The sequence below is a fragment of the Pseudoalteromonas sp. DL-6 genome, from assembly GCF_004328665.1.
In the GTDB taxonomy this organism is placed as follows: domain Bacteria; phylum Pseudomonadota; class Gammaproteobacteria; order Enterobacterales; family Alteromonadaceae; genus Pseudoalteromonas.
In genome coordinates this window covers 1179587-1196627 of sequence record NZ_CP019770.1, presented here as the reverse complement: position 1 = coordinate 1196627, position 17041 = coordinate 1179587, and the positions used below count along the sequence as shown (strand labels likewise).

Sequence of the window (17041 nt, the reverse complement as noted above, 5' to 3'; positions counted from 1 at the left end):
TTAATAATGGCTAAATAACGCCTTAATATTTATTTTGGCTTCTAAACGCGCTGCAATTAAATATAAGCCAGCTAATTTACGATGAATAAACAATGCATCCACAGGAGGCGTATGCCACTGCTGCGACTGTGCGCTTAACTGTAATCCGGCATCTTTGATGTTGCTAGCAAGCTCACTGTTTTTAAAATCAAACTCACCATTATAGCGAAGTGGCTCGCAAGCCATTAAAAATAAATCAATTACTCTTTCTTTATAGTCATCTTTTAAAGCGTCTTTAAAATAGCCAATAGCAGTGGCAGCCTTGAGCACGCCTTCACGATCATTATTACTGCCAGCTTTAAACAGGGCTAAATAAGCATCACTAAGAGTAGCCGTAATTTCTCGGGTGGCACCAAAATCAAATAACACAATTTTTTGTGACTCTGGTTGGTAATGGTAATTAGCAAAGTTGGGGTCGGTTTGAATTACCTTAAACTCAAACATTTCTTTAAAGAACAAATCAATTAGTTGCTCTGCAACATGACTTCGCTCAGCAGCGGGTAAATCACAAATGGCTTCTATGGGTTTGGCATCAACATACTCCATTGTAAGCACCTGTGTAGTGCTGTGCTCTACATACACACTAGGCACTTTAAAGTGGGGGTTAGTCGATAATAAGGTTTTATAGCGTGCTAAATACTGTGCTTCTAGGGTGTAATCAGCCTCAGCTAATAACTGTGCTTTCGCTTCTTCAACTAAGGGTTTTATATCCAATTCTTTGGGCAATAATCGCGATAAAGTAAGTAAAGTGATCACGTTATCCACATCGCTCACCACACTTTTTGCAATACCTGGGTATTGAATTTTAACCGCTAATTGAGCACCATTTTCTTTATAAGCCAAATGGACCTGCCCAATTGATGCTGCTGCAAACGGCCTCAGCTCAATATGAGAAAAACGCGATAACCAGTCATCCCCCCATTGCTCTTTTAGCACGCTCACTAATTGCTTATGTGGCATTGGGTTGGCATCGGCACGCAACAAAGACAGTAACTGAGCAAGCTCGGGGGTTAATAAGTCGCCTGCATCCATTGAAAGCAGTTGCCCAAGCTTCATTGCCGCACCGCGAAGATGCGATAGCTGAGTGGCTAAATTTTCAATATTTTTCGGCTGGAGTAATAAGCTTTTATTATCCCAGCCTTTACCACTAAGCGCACTTTTGGCACCACCTACTAACATATTTGTGGCAACACCGGTGGCTAATGAGCCTAACTTTGCAAATCGTGAAAGTCGAGAGGTGGGAACGGATCGCTCATTAGCCATAATTAACCTAATCTATTAATAATAAGGTCAACTTATACGTTTTATTGCGCTTATTGGATCTAAATTATAACCTAGGCACTAGCTTAATAGCACCTTCGACTACTTTTAAATCTAAGGGTAAATTACTTAACAATGCCATTTTAGGGTCGTTCATATTTAACTTATAAACAGGGTTAACCGCTAAAAAGGCATTCATGACATCCATCGCCTCATTATCTAATAACCCTAAATTACCTTTAAAGCCACCGGCATCAATACTTGAATCGAGTAACTTAACATTACGTAAAAATACGGCTTTTTTCTCGCTATCATAAAAAGGCGTGCCTTGTATTTGTAACTTTAAACGCACAGTGTACTTTAATGCAAAGGCATTTATTTCGGCGCTCGAATCAGCACCTAATAAAACATAATCACTGTTGTCGGGGCCAATATTAACGCTTAAATCATTCACATCAAATTGGACTGGTAGCCCCATCAGACTGACTTTTTCACTTAATTTAGGTAACTCTTTATTTAGTAATGACTCAACCTCTGAATTTGTAAATGAATAAACCGAAATACCCTGAGTGCTGTTACAGGCAGTTAAAAATAATAGTGAAATAAAAACAAAAATTTTCATGCAAAACCCTATTCATTAATCGTCTTGGCAGTAAGTAGCCATAATAAAAAACCGCTTTAATAGCGGTTTTTTTATTTTAGTTGATAAAAGTCATTGCGCTTACTTTACAGCAAAAATAACTTTTAACCTGGCTAGTGTGTCAGTTTTGACTGAACCTTCGCTGAGCGCTATTAATTGCTTTAAATAATAGTTTAAATCAGCGTGGTCACCACGGTGTTTGTCATCTAGCATTGCCACTTGCTCAACCATTCTCTGCGCTGAATCATGCGAACTGACGTTAGCCAGTATTTCCATACGCGTGAGCAACTGCTCGGTACTTAATGCCGTTTTTACCGCACCAGTAAACTGGCTTGGCACCGGCTCATTATTCTCAAGCGCAACAAATAATGCGTCTAAGTTAGCCTGCTCATTTTTGGCAACTAACCCTGTTAGCTTTTCATCTATGGCTGACAACAAAGCGGATACTTTAGGCGTTAACGATTTAAATGGCATATACCCTTTAACTTTGGTTTGCAGATCAAGTAACTGGGCTTTACCTTCAACACTATTTAAAGCCGCCTCTAGCTCATTAAGTTCAGCTGTAGCCTGCTTATCTGACTCACCTTGCTCGCGTTTTTGCTGCTCAAACTCTTCGCTGCGTTTAGTGAATGTTGCATCATTAAACTCACGGAATTTTTGCCACAGTGCATTCTCAGCTTTTAAGCCTGCAAAACCTATGGTCTGCCATTGTTGCTGTAACTGCTTTAACTGCTGACACGCCTCTGCTAGATTGTCACTTTGCGATAGCTGTTGCGCCTGCTCAACAAGCTCATTTTTAAGTGCAGCATTGCCTTTGTGAAACGCATTAAGTGAAGATACAACAAGCTGTTGCTCTGCCTTGTAACGCTCGTTTAATACTCGGTATGTTTTAGGATCAACTTTACCTACGCTACGCCATGCTTTTTGTAATCGGTTATAGTGACTTTCAAATTGTTTCCAATCTAAATCAGCATCCTCTGTCGCTTGTAAGTGCAGCGAATGCATTTGCGCTATTAGTTGCTCACGCTCTACTTTAGCCGCTTCTCGCTGGCTTTCTTGTTCTGCAAAATAACTGCGACACGGTGCAAACAGAAGCTCAATTTTTTCATCAAACTCATTACCTTGCTGCTTTTCTTGCTCTGTATCAAGGCGACCTAACTCGTTCCAACGCTTTCGCAATACTTTAACTTGATCCGCACGCTGTTGCGGATCGTTACAAGGCTCATCAACTAACAGTGTTACTTCTTCTAAAAGTGCAGCGCGCTTAGGAGCCGCTGCATACTTTTGCCAGTCTTTAGCATCGGCTAATTGCGCTTCTAGGTCGGCTTTTAAGTTAACCAGTGGCTGTTGATACTTTTCAGTTAAGGCATTGTATAGCTCTTCGAAGCCCTTAAATACGCCAAATGCAACATTAAAACGACCTTCTTCAATCAAGCGTTTAACATCGCGCGCTTTTCGCTTAGCTTGGCTCTGGGTTTTTTCTAGCGGCTTTGTCAGTTCGCTCATTGCGGCTAAAAACTGCTTCTTATGCGCATTAAGCTGAGTTTTGAATGACGCTTGTAAATCAGTGCTAAGTACATTTAGGTGACTACGTGCAGTTTTAAATGTGTCATTGAACGCTGTTAACTGTTGATCGTAATCGCTAAGTTGCTCTGCAGGTTTTATTTCACTAAGCGCATTGTAGGCAATTTTATATTCTTTAATCGCCGCAGTTAGCTCAGGCAACTTAGCAACTTGTGAGAATAGCTGCTCAAGCTTATTAATCACTTGTTTTGATTGCTGATCAGCCACCATTTCCGTTTTATCTAGCGTGTCTTTCGCTTGCGCTACTTTTGCATTAAGCCAGTCTTGCTGAATTTGCTCTGGCGTTTCTAATCCTAACTGTAATGCATTTTCAATTTCTTCACTCAACGCTTCTAACGTGGCTAATGCTAAGACTTGGCGCTGTTGTTGCGCTAAACGTTGCTGCTCTATTTCGTGCTGCGCTTTCAATGTGGCAATGTGAACATCAAGCTTATCGGTAATTGAAATATATTTAGCATCAAGGGTTTTTACATGTTCTTCGTTTAGCCATTTTAACTCTAGTGCTTGCCACTGTGCCATAAGTTCGGCGGCTTGTGGGTCAACAATAGCGTAGTCGTGTTTATCACGCAGTGCATTAAGCTTGGCTAAAATAACGCGGGTAGCATTTTCAACTTGCGCTGGCATTTCAAGCGCTAAACGCTCGTTTTCAAGATGGCTTTCAAGGGCCGTTTTAGCTTCACCTTGAGCATGCTTTAACAAAGCTTTAGTTAACTGCTGAGTAATCACTAAGTCAACTAACTGCTTTTGCAGCTCTTCATTGGCTTCTTTAAAGGCTTTTTCAATCAGTTTAGGGTTTGCTAGGCGTTTTAATAACTTTACTCTTACTTGTAACTCTTTTTCTGCAAATGCCAGTTTTTCAAGGGTTTTAACCGGTGCAAAACGTTCAATGTACTCATTTTTAATCTGCGCCGATAAGCTACTTTCACTGTTTAATACAGCAGACGATATTTGCTGCTCAGCTACATCTTTTAATGCCTGATCTTGCTTGTAAGCTTTCCACCAAAGCGGTAAATCGTTTACTTTTTGCAGTGCTTTACGGCGAATTTCAGCCGATGAGTCTTCAAGCGCTAAGGTACTTAAAATTGTTACGTCGCGTGCTACATCAAGTTTTTCAATCGCATCTAAACGAACTTGTTGCTTCGGGTGTTTCCATTTTGGTGTAAAAAGGTGTTTAAAGATCATTTTCACTGAACCTAGCTATTTCGTTATCTGATTTAAATTCTTTTTGTAGTTGCGCTTTGGTTTTTTGGATCATTTCTCCATCTGCACCAATGGTAAACTGCTCGTTTGATTGTGCTACTTTTGCTTGATACAACATCACAAGTTGCACTGTTTGTTGTTTTTGTTCATCTGATAAAGGTGTGCCATCTGGCCACTTTCCTGTTGATGCACCATATTGCAGACGCTCAAATAATTCTGGAGTAATATTCTGTACTAGGTTGTCAATATTCATGTCATTTTTTCTTTTTCAGAGTCACTAAAATAATACGGTTAATAAGGTACCAAATACAGCCAATGCCTATGGCTGAGGTATACGCATACCACTGAAGTGTTTTTTCTTGAGGTTGTAGGAAGTACAAACAAAAGAAGCCACCTAAAAATAAGATCAGCGCTAAAAAGGAGTGGTTCATAAACATTTGCTGCTTTTTAATTCGCTGCTCACGTTGAAGTTGTTGAACTTGCTCGGCATTTAATTCAGCAACGTTACTTTGGCAATGTGGACACTGCGGATGTTTATCTGAAATTGATTTTGCACATTTGGGGCAACGAATAATCGCCATACATCTCTCTCCATACTACGCATAAAAAAAGCGCCTTTCGGCGCTTTTCATTGTACTTGTTTTATTGCTCTTTGTCTTTTTTGAATTTAACCCAATAGTTCATATTAGGTTATTAGGGTCTGTTTTTTCAGCGTCTTTAGATTGCTTTTCAAGACGTTTTTCCCAGAAAGTGGCGTTTTTAATCCCTAATTTAACGGGATCAAACGTAATTTCTCCACCTTTTTTCTTCTGGTCTTCATAATCACTCAAACATGTTAAGGCCGGTTTAGCGACAAAGAAAATAGCTAATATACCCAATATGTTGATCCATGCCATTAAACCAACGCCTATGTCGCCAATAGTCCAAATATAACCTGAGCTATTAACCATGCCGTAGGCTACCATAAACATAATGACAAGTTTTACGGCTACAAGCGGAATACTTCCTTTAAAGTAGCGGTTTAAGTACGCGATATTAGTCTCTGCAATGAAGTAGTAAGCCAGTATGGTGGTAAAAGCAAAGAAAAATAAGGCGATGCCTACAAACGCTTCCCCAAAGCCACCAAATACACTAAACAACGACATTTGGGTGAACGCTGCTGAGCCCACTTCAGTTGCTGCATCAACGTTTTGTACAATGAATTGACCCGCAGGTAATTCACCAACAATGTTGTATTGCTGCGTTATTAAAATCATTAATGCCGTTGCTGTACATACAAAAAGTGTATCAACATAAACAGAAAAAGCTTGAACTAAACCTTGCTGTGCAGGGTGATCAACTTCTGCCGCAGCCGCTGCATGAGGGCCTGTACCTTGGCCCGCCTCATTTGAGTATATTCCACGCTTAACACCCCAGCCAATTGCGGCACCAAAGCCTGCTTGAGCTGTAAATGCATCACCAATGATGAGCGAGAAAATGCCCGGTATTTTGTCTAAGTTTATAAATACCACAATTAAGGCCAGTACGATGTAACCAAGCGCCATAAATGGCACAACAATTTGCGTAAAATTAGCGATGCGTTTTATACCACCAAAAATAATAAATGCTAAAACAATAAGAATAATAGCCAACGCAACCAGTTTAAAGCTGCCTACGTCACCAAAACTTGTAGAGACCATAGTGCCATCACCAAATACTTGAGTGAATGCATTACCTACAGCGTTTGCTTGTACCCCTGGTAAGAAAACCCCACAGGCTATAATTGCAGATACAGCAAATAAAACAGCCAGCCACTTTTGTCCTAAACAACGGTCAAAATAATACGCTGGGCCACCGCGGTATTGCCCGTCTTCTTCTAATTTATAAATTTGACCTAATGTTGATTCTGCGTATGCAGTGCTTGCACCTAAAAAAGCAACAACCCACATCCAAAAAATAGCACCTGGACCACCAAAACCAATTGCGGCTGCAACACCGGCAATATTACCAACCCCTACTCGGCCAGATAACGAGACAGCAAGGGCTTGAAAAGATGAAATCCCTTTCTCTGAAGTGTTAGGGCTAAATAATAGCTTACACATTTCTTTAAAATGTCTAACTTGAGCAAATCGAGTTAGCACTGAGTAAAATAAGCCTGCGCCTAGGCATAAATAGATGAGTGCATTACTCCAAACAACATCATTAACGGCGCTTACAAAAGCTTCCATGAACATCCTCACAGTTATATTTATTATTATTAATTACCATACTCTGCTATTCAGAATACCTGTCATAAGCTTTACGAAATAAGGGGTTAATCTTTTCCGTCTTTCTTATTGTTTAATTTATATTAACTTAAGTACCCAACCTTGTTAACAGTTAATTTTCAAAACAACTCACTATAGACTTGTCGATGACGTTTTACGCAGTGCAGGTTGATATAGACTATACGGTATTAAATCTGCCGAGAAGGTGTATAGGAACGTTTTGGTGCTGTGGTGGGTAAATTAATTTTATTTTCTGGTACGCCCGGTTTAGCTTAAAATAAAAAGGGTATCAATATTATTGATACCCTTTAAAACAAACGTTTTATCTTAAGTTGTCTACAACATTAACAATGGCTGCTAAGGTATCTTGACCAAATTGATATGAACGGCGATCTGACCAGCCGTAATCTGGATCTGGTAAGTCATTATTATCTTTAAATGGCATTTCAACTGTGTAAGTAAGCGCTTTAAATTCTTCAGCGGTCGCTGATGAACCTACTGTTAAGTTAGCTTGACCTGGTTCGTCTTTATCGTAGCCATGAGTATCTTGAAACTCTGGAGTAATCGTTAAAAGCGCGGCTTTAAAGCTATCTTCTAAACCTTTTAAGCGTGCATCATAGCTTGGTATACCTTCGCTACCGGCAACAAAGTTATATGGAATAGCTTCATCCCCGTGAATGTCTAGGTGCATGTCTAAGCCTGCTTCGCGCATTTTATTAAGCACCAAGTAAACTTCAGGGCTGTTTTCCATGCTTGGCGTTTGCCATTCACGATTTAAGTTAACCCCTTTAGCATTAGTACGTAAGTGACCACGTGCACTGCCATCTGGATTCATGTTTGGTACTACATAGAATACCGCTTTTGATAGTAAGGCTGCAGCATGTGGGTCTTCATCGTCAAGTAGCTTGTGTAATAAGCCTTCTACAAACCACTCTGCCATAGTTTCACCTGGGTGTTGGCGAGCGGTAACCCAAATGACTTTTTTATCTGCACTTGGCTGGCCAATCTTAAGCACGCTCATATCACGCCCATCTAGGGTTTGACCTAGTGTTTCTAGTTGGCAAATTTCTTGGCTTTGCGCCCATGCTAATAAGTCTAAATGACGGTCGTAGCTATAAGGAGCGAAATAGGCGAAGTAAACGCTGCTGCACTCAGGCTCAAGCTCAAATGTTAGTGTGCCATTTTCATACGAAGACGGTACACGAAACCATGTTTGACGGTCATATGAGGCAACCGCTTGGTAGTCTACCCAACCGTCTGGATATGCAGACTTATCAAGGTTATTAATATTTAACTGATGTAGTTGATAAGGCGTTGTTTCAAGACGAAAGTGAAACCACTGATAAAACTCAGACTGATAATCTTTATTAATTTCTAACTGAATATTTAACGGATCGGTGGCTTCAATAACTTTAATATTACCACTGTCAAAATTGCTACTGATTTTCATTACAACAAACCTATTAGTTAACTGTGTATCTTGACCAAGGGATTTAGCCAAGAGGTAAGTACGTGTTCATGCACTTTAAACGGCTATTACTACGTACCCAATTTAATAAAGCGTACCATAACCGCTTCACTTTAAAAATCTTCAGACCTAAAAAAGCCAGCAAGTGCTGGCTTTTCTTAATTGCTCATGTGTTTATCGAGGTAAACTTGGGAATGAGACTTCTGCCATGTCGCGCATACAGCGAACTACCTGACAGCTATAACCAAACTCATTGTCGTACCATACGTAAAGTACAACACGGTTGTCATCAACAATCGTTGCTTGAGAATCAACAACACCTGCGTAACGGCTACCTACTAAATCGGTAGATACAATTTCAGTTGACGCTGTGTAATCGATTTGATCACGTAGGTCTGAGTGAAGTGCTGTTTCACGTAAAAACGCATTAAGCTCTTCAACCGTCGTGCTCTTTTCAAGATTCAAGTTTAAGATAGCTAACGATACGTTTGGTGTAGGTACACGGATAGCGTTACCTGTTAGTTTACCTTCAAGCTCTGGTAATGCTTTAGATACCGCTTTTGCTGCACCTGTTTCAGTGATAACCATGTTAAGTGCCGCAGCACGACCACGACGTTCTGCTTTGTGGTAGTTATCAATTAAGTTTTGGTCATTAGTGTATGAGTGAACTGTTTCCACGTGACCATTCTTAATACCAAACTGATCGTTTAATGCTTTCAATGTTGGTGTTATTGCATTAGTTGTACAGCTTGCAGCACATACAATTTTATCTTCAGGTAAAATATCTTGGTTATTTACACCGTAAACGATATTTTTAATGTTGCCCTTAGCTGGCGCTGTTAATAATACTTTTGCAGCACCTTTAGATTCTAAGTGTTGACCAAGACCAGCTTCATCTTTCCAAATACCAGTGTTATCAACAACAAGTGCGTTTTCGATACCGTAAGCGCTGTAATCAACTTCGCTTGGCGAATTAGCGTAGATAACTTGAATGTAGCTACCGTTAGCTTTAATTGCATTGCGCTCTTTATCAATGGTAATTGAACCATTGAACGGGCCGTGGATAGAATCACGACGCAATAAGCTTGCACGTTTTTCTAAATCGCCGTCTTTACCACCACGCACAACAATAGCGCGTAGGTTTAAATCCGCATAAGGGCCTGACTTTTCAATTAACAAACGTGCTAATAAGCGACCGATACGACCAAAGCCGTAAAGTACTACGTCACGTGGCGCTTTAGGCTCAGAATCAACAATTTCAGCTAGCTCGTCTTTAACAAACTCTTCTACTGAACGGCCATTCGCAGCATCTGTGTATAAATAGCTGTATGCTAATTTACCAATATCGATACGGGCAGAATTTAATTCCATTTTGCTGATAGCTTCTAAGAATGGGAAGCTTTCACGTAGGCGAAGTTTAGTTCCTTCAAACTGGGCTACTGATTTGTGAGACTTAATAATATCAATAGTGCTTGAGTTTACTAATGGACGGCCGTAAACAGCGATTTCAATACCACGATTACGGTACAATTTACCAATAATTGGTTGCATGCTTTCAGCGTAATCTTGACGTTCTTGCCAGCTACTTGTGTATTCTAACTCGTGAGATGAGGTCATTTTTTTTACCTAATTAAACAATTTTGAACGGATAGCCTAAGAATGTATCGAATTTTGAGAGCAACACATTCCTTCGGGCAGGCCTATTCTAATTTAATCTCATTTTATTCTCCACTGTTAGAGACTAAAGTTTAGGCTAGAATAATATTTTATTGATAATTGAGAGGCTCGGATGGTTTTTAAGCGCATAACCCTCACTTTTGCATTGTTGCTTGCAGGGTGCGAAGAATCTTTTACCGTTGAAGATGTTTGTGCGCAATCACCCGCCATTTGCAATGATCTTAACCACGATAGCCACTGTAAGGCACAGCGAGAGCGTACTATTTTTTCTCGCTACCGCGAATCCTTACAACCAACCGATGAGCACAAGTATCAATTACTCAAGGCGTTTGAGCATTACAACCAATGTATCGGCTTAGCTGCTAATATCCAGCATATAAAGCTAAAAGGTAAAAGGTAAAACCACCGCCCGTCGACGAGCATACCTCACTAGTAATAAAGAAATGGCACGTATTTATCAGCAAACACAAGCAACCACTCACCCTGGCCTACTCTATTACCATTGGTCAAGAAACAATGATGAAACAGCACTCACCCGGTTACTTGCTCTAGAAAATACTGCTGAGGTGGAAACGAGTGCTGAAATGCAATTTTACTTGGCGTCTTATTATATTAAAGTTGATGAACACAAAGCGATTGGTTTTTTATACAACACACTGCGTTAAATCAAGCTAAGCAAGTACCTGATCCAGAAATATACACCTCTTTAATTAGCCTTTTTTACAAGCATCATCAATATAAGCACGCGTACATTTTTGCCAAAATAGCAGAGCTCTCTGGGATAAAAAATATCGACATATTATTAATTGAGCAGCAGTTAATAGCACAAGGAAAGAATTTAGAGAGTTTAGATAGGTTAGCCGAGCAGACTTTGCAGCAAATAGCTCAAGGAAAGTTTATTTCCCCCCGGAAATAATACAACAGATACAAAAAAGGCAGCTTGCGCTGCCTTTTTGTTTATTTTTTGCTTGTGCCTACTTCGACACGGGTCTTTAACTTTTGTCCCGGTCTAAAAGTAACTACGCGACGTGCTGAAATTGGAATGTCTTCTCCCGTTTTCGGATTACGTCCCGGTCTTTCTTTCTTATCTCGAAGATCAAAGTTACCAAATCCAGAGAGCTTAATCTGCTCGCCTTTTTCAAGCGCTGAGCGGATTTCTTCAAAAAACGCTTCAACTAAATCTTTGGCATCTTTTTTATTGATCCCGAGCTTTTCAAATAGGTGTTCAGCTATGTCGGCTTTAGTAAGCGCCATATCTAGTCCCTCAACGATGCATTAAACTGTTCGGCCAGTGCGGCCACCACGTTATCAACTACCTGATTGATATCTTTCTCTTCGAGTGTTCTATCAACCGCCTGCAGTGTTAGAGCAATCGCCAAACTCTTATAATTTGGCTCAATACCTTTGCCCTTATACACATCGAATAAGTTTAGGTCAACCAATTGATTTCCGCCAACTTTTCCGATGACGTTTAAAATATCACCAATTTTAACGCTGTCTTGTACTAAAATAGCGATGTCGCGGCGATTTGATGGGAATTTAGACACCCCTACAGCCTGCGGTAAATTTCTTTTTTCTAATGCCGACATTTCAATTTCAAACACAAAAGTAGCATTGTTGATATCTAACGATTTTTGCGCTTGAGGATGTAATGCGCCAAAGAAACCTACTTTTTTACCATCAACGTAAATAACGGCAGACTGACCCGGGTGAAGACCATCCGATTGCTCAGCTTTAATTTCAAAGCGGCTAACATCGTTGGTAATTGCAAGTAATGCTTCAACATCCCCTTTTAGGTCATAAAAATCAACGTTACGTTTTTCTTCAACCCAATGCTCACCATGAACCAAACCAGTAATAACGCCACCAATAACAGGCACTTGGTATACACCATTTTCAGCATTTTCATCACTGATAAACTTAAGGCCGTGTTCAAATAAGCGAATACGAGGTTGTTGGCGGTTTTGGTTATACGCAACAGATGAAAGCAACCCTGGCATTAAACTTACACGCATCGCTGACATTTCAATTGAAATTGGGTGCGGCAATACCAATGCATTACACTCAGGGTGTAAAATAGCTTGCGCTTTAGGGTCAACAAAACTGTAAGTAATGGCTTCTTGATAGCCACGTGTTACTAAGGCATTACGAAAACGGCTCAGGGCAACAGTTGACTCATCATGCGTGGTCATTTTCAGTTTTGCAGTTGGTGCAACATTAGGAATGCTGTTATAACCGTATACACGTGCAACTTCTTCAATTAAATCTTCTTCGATACGAATATCAAAACGGTAGCTTGGTACATCAGCACTCCAGCTATCATTGTCAAATTTAACATCAAGTCCTAAACGCGTCAGAATATCGGTTACTTTCGCATCTTCAATATGATGACCAATAACGCGGTCTAAACGTGAACGACGTAAACGTACTTCAGTTACCTTTGGTAACTTATCAGCAGCCACAGCTTCAACAACAGGACCCGCTTCACCACCAACAATTTCAAGCAGTAACGCTGTAGCGCGCTCCATTGCATCATGTTGTAGAGCAAAGTCTACACCACGCTCATAGCGATGAGATGCATCGGTGTGTAAACCGTAGCTACGTGCTTGACCAGCAATGGCAACAGGGTTAAAGAATGCGCTTTCTAACAGAATATCAGCTGTTTTGTCAGTAACGCCAGATTGCTCACCACCAAAAATACCAGCAATGGCTAGCGCTTTATGATGATCAGCAATCACTAATGTCGATTCATTTAACTTTGCAGTGTTACCATCAAGTAAAACTAATTCTTCACCTGCGTTTGCACTACGTACTTTAATTCCACCCTCAATCGCATTTAAATCAAATGCATGCATTGGGTGACCAAGTTCTAATAATACAAAGTTAGTCACATCAACAACCGGATCGATTGAACGTACACCACTACGGCGTAGCTTTTCAACCATCCATAAAGGAGTTTCAGCATTAAGGTTAATGCCTTTGATAACACGCCCTAAATAACGAGGACAAGCCTCATCGTTAACCAACTCAATTGATACTTTATCTTCAATTGTCGGTGCTACCGCTGGAATACTTAATGTATTAACATCAATGCTGTTCAGTACGCCAACTTCGCGGGCAAGGCCTTTAATACCTAAACAGTCACCACGGTTAGGGGTTAAATCTACATCTATGATGTTGTCATCTAACCCTAAGTATTCGCGTAAATCTGTGCCAATCGGCGCGTCAAGCGGCAATTCCATAATGCCATCGCCTTCTTCGCTAATGCCTAGCTCATCAAACGCACACAACATGCCGTGTGATGGTTGACCACGAAGTTTGGCCTTTTTAATTTTAAAATCACCTGGTAATACTGCACCAACAGTGGCAACAGCAACTTTAATACCTTGGCGGCAATTTGGTGCACCACAAACAATATCAAGCAGTTCATCACCACCAACATTAATTTTTGTTACACGTAGTTTATCTGCATCAGGGTGCTGACCACATTCAACCACTTCACCTACAACAACACCATTAAATTTGGCTGCTGCCGGCTCTACGCCATCTACTTCTAAACCAGCCATTGAAAGCTGTTCCGAAAGAGCTTGCGTATCAATTGCAGGATTTACCCACTCTCTTAACCACTTTTCACTAAATTTCATTTTATTTCTTCACTCTTAACGGAACTGGTTTAGGAATTTTAAGTCGTTTTCGAAAAACGCACGTAAATCATTTACGCCGTAACGCAACATAGTTAAGCGCTCTACACCCATACCAAAAGCAAAACCGGTGTATTTTTCAGGATCGATACCAACAGACTTAAGTACGTTAGGGTGAACCATGCCACAACCTAAAACTTCTAGCCATTTACCGTCTTTACCCATTACATCTACTTCAGCTGAAGGCTCTGTAAATGGGAAGAATGAAGGACGGAAACGAATTTCCATATCTTCTTCAAAAAAGTTACGTAAAAAGTCATGTAAAATACCTTTGAGCTCAGTAAAGCTAACGTCCGTATCAACCATTAAACCTTCCACCTGATGGAACATAGGTGTATGTGTTTGGTCGTAGTCATTACGGTATACACGCCCTGGTGAAATTATACGAAGCGGCGGCTGCTCTGTTTCCATGGTACGAATTTGCACACCACTAGTTTGAGTACGCAACACCAACTTAGGATTAAAGTAAAAAGTATCGTGGTCGGCGCGAGCAGGATGGTGCTCAGGAATATTTAGCGCATCAAAGTTATGAAAATCATCTTCAACTTCAGGGCCTGATTTAACTTCAAAGCCTAATTCACCAAAAAAGCTTTCAATACGCTCAATTGTACGTGTTACTGGGTGAAGGCCACCAGAGGGCATAACGCGCCCTGGTAAAGTTACATCGATAGTTTCAGCAGCTAGTTTTTCTTCAAGTGCTTTACTCGCTAAAAGCTCACGCTTATCATTAATTGCGCTTTGCACATCTTGCTTAGCTTGATTGATTACCTGGCCTGCTTCTTTGCGTTCTTCAGGAGCAATTTTACCCAGTGTTTTAAGTAAGCTGGTGATCTCGCCTTTTTTACCAAGGTAGTTAACCCTGATCTCTTCTAGTTGCGCGATTTCACTGGCACTGGCAACTGCCTCAAGTGCTTGCGCTAATATATTTTCTAAGTTCATTCGATACCTGATCTTTCAAAGAAGGTGATTACAATTTAGTTAGCTAATGATAACTGAAAGCAGGGTCTAGATTCTAGACCTACTACAGCTTTAGCGTTGATTTTATGAAAGGAATAGTTAATTTTCGCTGTGCAGCCATGGATGCATGATCTAATTTGTCTAATACATCCAATAAAGCGCGCATATCACGACTTAAACGGGTTAATAAAAACCGCGCACATTCGTCGCTAAGTTCAAGTCCACGCATGTTCGCACGTTTAACCAGCGCTTGTGCTTTATCATCATCACTCATAGAACGAATTTGAAAAGTGGTACCCCACTTCAAACGTGATTCTAAATCGGGCAAGCTAATATTAAGCATATTTGGCAGTAAATCAGCGGTTACTACCAACATTTTATTAGGCTCATTAAAGCGATTAAAAAAGTTAAATAACGCTTTTTCCCATGCATCATTACCTGCCACTAGGTGAACATCATCAATACATAATACATCTAGCGCCTCAAGTCCATCTAAAACCATCGGGCCAAAATGTAGAACTTCTCGCATTGATAGCAGCATATTAGATAAGCCGCGCTCTTGGGCTTGAATACAGGTGGCGTATAACAAATGGGATTTACCTGAGTCTCCTAAGCCACACAAATAAGTATACTGAAAAGCATGAGTAAGCTTAGCAAAACTATCTTTTAGATGGCTTACCTCTAATGAGTCTTCTCCACCAAAATAAGAGGCAAATGTTTCATCATCCGGTAAAGTAACCGGTAGCGCCATTTGCATTGGCTCTTGAGTTAGCATTAGTTTTCAACCCATTGATACTCTAGGCTTTGCTTGTCAACTATGTGATAAAAAGCACGAGGGTCAACATAATCTTTAAAGGCATTATCAAGACCAAGGGCTTTTTTAAGGTCGTTAACAGTGCCAGTATGATCTAGCTTAAATTCAACCGAATCGGGAGTTTTACGTATGATAACCGCTTGGGTTACAACACTTAGGTTGAGTAGACGGCGCTTTGCCAATTCTATATCCACAAAGGTATCAGTCCCTTTTAAGGTCAAATTAGCAGTACGCTGTTCATAATACGCATTAGGATCGATGGCGTATTCGCCAGCTAAACCTTGTGCTAAATCATCAAGCATTTGCGCAACGATTTGCTGTCTATAGCCAATAATTCGGTTAGATTCAAACATTTCATCATTGGTGAAGCGCCAATCTAATACCCAATTATCTGAGTTAAACTCTTGATACATCCTAGCAGTAATACTTCGCTCAGCACTGTAGCGTTTAGATGCCTCTTCTACTGGTTCTGAAAAGTTCCCCCAAACCTCAGGGACTCCAACAAGGCGTCTATCTTGTAAATCGAGCAAAGGCACAACCACAGGTAAGCCACGACGGCTTGCTTTATCATAAATGAGTTGCTCTAACTGTGGGTAACTTTCTTGCGTTACTAGTTCTCGTTGCCTGTTATCTTCAATTCCTAACCAGATAGCAACCAGTGGGCGCTGCACTCCCCATAGTGGCAAATTAAGATCTTTAATTAACGCATTGATCTTTCGAGCCTCAAATTTGACTAATAATTTAAGCTCTCCGGGGATACGTTCATCGTATTCAAATTTTAACATGTAATCAGATATGTCTTTGGTGCGCTGCTTCGCTAGCTGGTTTTGGTCCGCGCTTTTATCACCGCTCACTTTTACTAATACGTTCAGCAACGCTTTGCGGCTAGCGTCTAAACGTGTATCACGAGATTTATCTTCTACAACCAAAATATCTTGATATAGATCAGTTACTTCAACTGCTGATACAGAAACACAAAAGAAAATGGATAAGGCGCTAATTAATAATCTATACACAGGCAAATCATTCATAGTTTTAAACTATTTTGATCCTAAATCAAAGCCACTAACAAAGCAAAATTATATTTTTCTCAGTAACTAACAACATTAAGCTCGCTTTAATGATCATAAAAAACCTAAAAGCACATACCGGCTAATTGGAATCGGTGCACTACTTAATTACGGCAATCACCTAGAATATTGTCGAGATACTAAACCCACGATACTGTGGTCAGTTTGACGCTGTGCAACTGATAGCTGACGGCTGATAGCTAATACTTTCACTTTCCTACAGACGTAAAAAAGCCCGACTCTTTCGAATCGGGCTTTCTCTTATTTGGAGCCTGGTAATGTCCTACTTTCACATAGCAAATGCTACACTATCATCGGCGCTGTTTCGTTTCACTACTGAGTTCGGCATGGGGTCAGGTGGGTCCAAAACGCTATTGTCACCAAG

Annotated in this window: 13 protein-coding genes, 1 rRNA gene and 1 pseudogene; 1 reads left to right on the top strand and 14 read right to left on the bottom strand. The window is 40.4% G+C overall.

Annotation, left to right across the window (positions count from 1 at the left end; translation table 11 throughout):
* From B1F84_RS05595 to B1F84_RS05560, 8 genes are all read right to left on the bottom strand, one after another.
* Positions 1-1302 (bottom strand): AarF/ABC1/UbiB kinase family protein, encoded by a 1302-nt coding sequence (locus B1F84_RS05595; RefSeq protein WP_131690807.1) that lies wholly within the window; start codon positions 1300-1302, stop codon positions 1-3.
* A 64-nt stretch (positions 1303-1366) separates the two neighbouring features.
* Positions 1367-1921 (bottom strand): DUF1439 domain-containing protein, encoded by a 555-nt coding sequence (locus B1F84_RS05590; protein WP_131690806.1) that lies wholly within the window; start codon positions 1919-1921, stop codon positions 1367-1369.
* A 99-nt stretch (positions 1922-2020) separates the two neighbouring features.
* Positions 2021-4705, bottom strand: coding sequence for a DUF349 domain-containing protein (locus B1F84_RS05585; RefSeq protein ID WP_131690805.1), 2685 nt, complete (start codon positions 4703-4705; stop codon positions 2021-2023).
* Positions 4695-4976 carry a DUF1315 family protein gene (locus tag B1F84_RS05580; protein ID WP_008114080.1) on the bottom strand — a complete coding sequence of 94 codons (282 nt, stop codon included), beginning with the start codon at positions 4974-4976 and terminating at the stop codon, positions 4695-4697. Before B1F84_RS05580 ends, B1F84_RS05585 begins: the two co-directional genes overlap by 11 nt.
* 1 nt (position 4977) lies before the next feature.
* Positions 4978-5304: a hypothetical protein gene (locus B1F84_RS05575; RefSeq protein ID WP_008114079.1), complete on the bottom strand. Its 327-nt coding sequence runs from the start codon at positions 5302-5304 to the stop codon at positions 4978-4980.
* A gap of 99 nt (positions 5305-5403) precedes the next feature.
* Positions 5404-6930 carry an alanine/glycine:cation symporter family protein gene (locus B1F84_RS05570; RefSeq protein WP_131690804.1) on the bottom strand — a complete coding sequence of 509 codons (1527 nt, stop codon included), beginning with the start codon at positions 6928-6930 and terminating at the stop codon, positions 5404-5406.
* 361 nt (positions 6931-7291) lie between these two features.
* Positions 7292-8419 carry a M14-type cytosolic carboxypeptidase gene (locus B1F84_RS05565; protein ID WP_131690803.1) on the bottom strand — a complete coding sequence of 376 codons (1128 nt, stop codon included), beginning with the start codon at positions 8417-8419 and terminating at the stop codon, positions 7292-7294.
* A 192-nt stretch (positions 8420-8611) separates the two neighbouring features.
* Positions 8612-10054 (bottom strand): glyceraldehyde-3-phosphate dehydrogenase, encoded by a 1443-nt coding sequence (locus tag B1F84_RS05560; protein WP_008114075.1) that lies wholly within the window; start codon positions 10052-10054, stop codon positions 8612-8614.
* A 172-nt stretch (positions 10055-10226) separates the two neighbouring features.
* On the opposite strand from B1F84_RS05560, the pseudogene B1F84_RS05555 reads away from it, so the two are divergent.
* Positions 10227-11030: pseudogene (locus B1F84_RS05555) on the top strand (DUF2989 domain-containing protein).
* 41 nt (positions 11031-11071) lie between these two features.
* Here the strand turns inward: B1F84_RS05555 and ihfA are convergent.
* The 6 genes from ihfA to rrf all read right to left on the bottom strand — a co-directional run bounded on the left by ihfA (position 11072) and on the right by rrf (position 17041).
* Entirely contained in the window at positions 11072-11368 is a 297-nt protein-coding gene (gene ihfA, locus B1F84_RS05550; protein ID WP_008114070.1) for an integration host factor subunit alpha, read from the bottom strand.
* Positions 11369-11370: 2 nt separating this feature from the next.
* Complete coding sequence (gene pheT / locus B1F84_RS05545; RefSeq protein WP_131690802.1) at positions 11371-13758, bottom strand: phenylalanine--tRNA ligase subunit beta; 2388 nt, start codon at positions 13756-13758, stop codon at positions 11371-11373.
* A 15-nt stretch (positions 13759-13773) separates the two neighbouring features.
* Positions 13774-14754 carry a phenylalanine--tRNA ligase subunit alpha gene (gene pheS / locus B1F84_RS05540; RefSeq protein WP_008468473.1) on the bottom strand — a complete coding sequence of 327 codons (981 nt, stop codon included), beginning with the start codon at positions 14752-14754 and terminating at the stop codon, positions 13774-13776.
* A gap of 82 nt (positions 14755-14836) precedes the next feature.
* On the bottom strand, positions 14837-15547 hold the full coding sequence (gene hda / locus B1F84_RS05535) for a DnaA regulatory inactivator Hda (protein ID WP_008114063.1): 711 nt from the start codon (positions 15545-15547) through the stop codon (positions 14837-14839).
* Complete coding sequence (locus B1F84_RS05530; protein WP_205988852.1) at positions 15547-16602, bottom strand: DUF2066 domain-containing protein; 1056 nt, start codon at positions 16600-16602, stop codon at positions 15547-15549. The genes hda and B1F84_RS05530 overlap by 1 nt, the downstream gene beginning before the upstream one ends.
* Before the next feature lie 324 nt (positions 16603-16926).
* Positions 16927-17041, bottom strand: a 5S ribosomal RNA gene (gene rrf / locus B1F84_RS05525).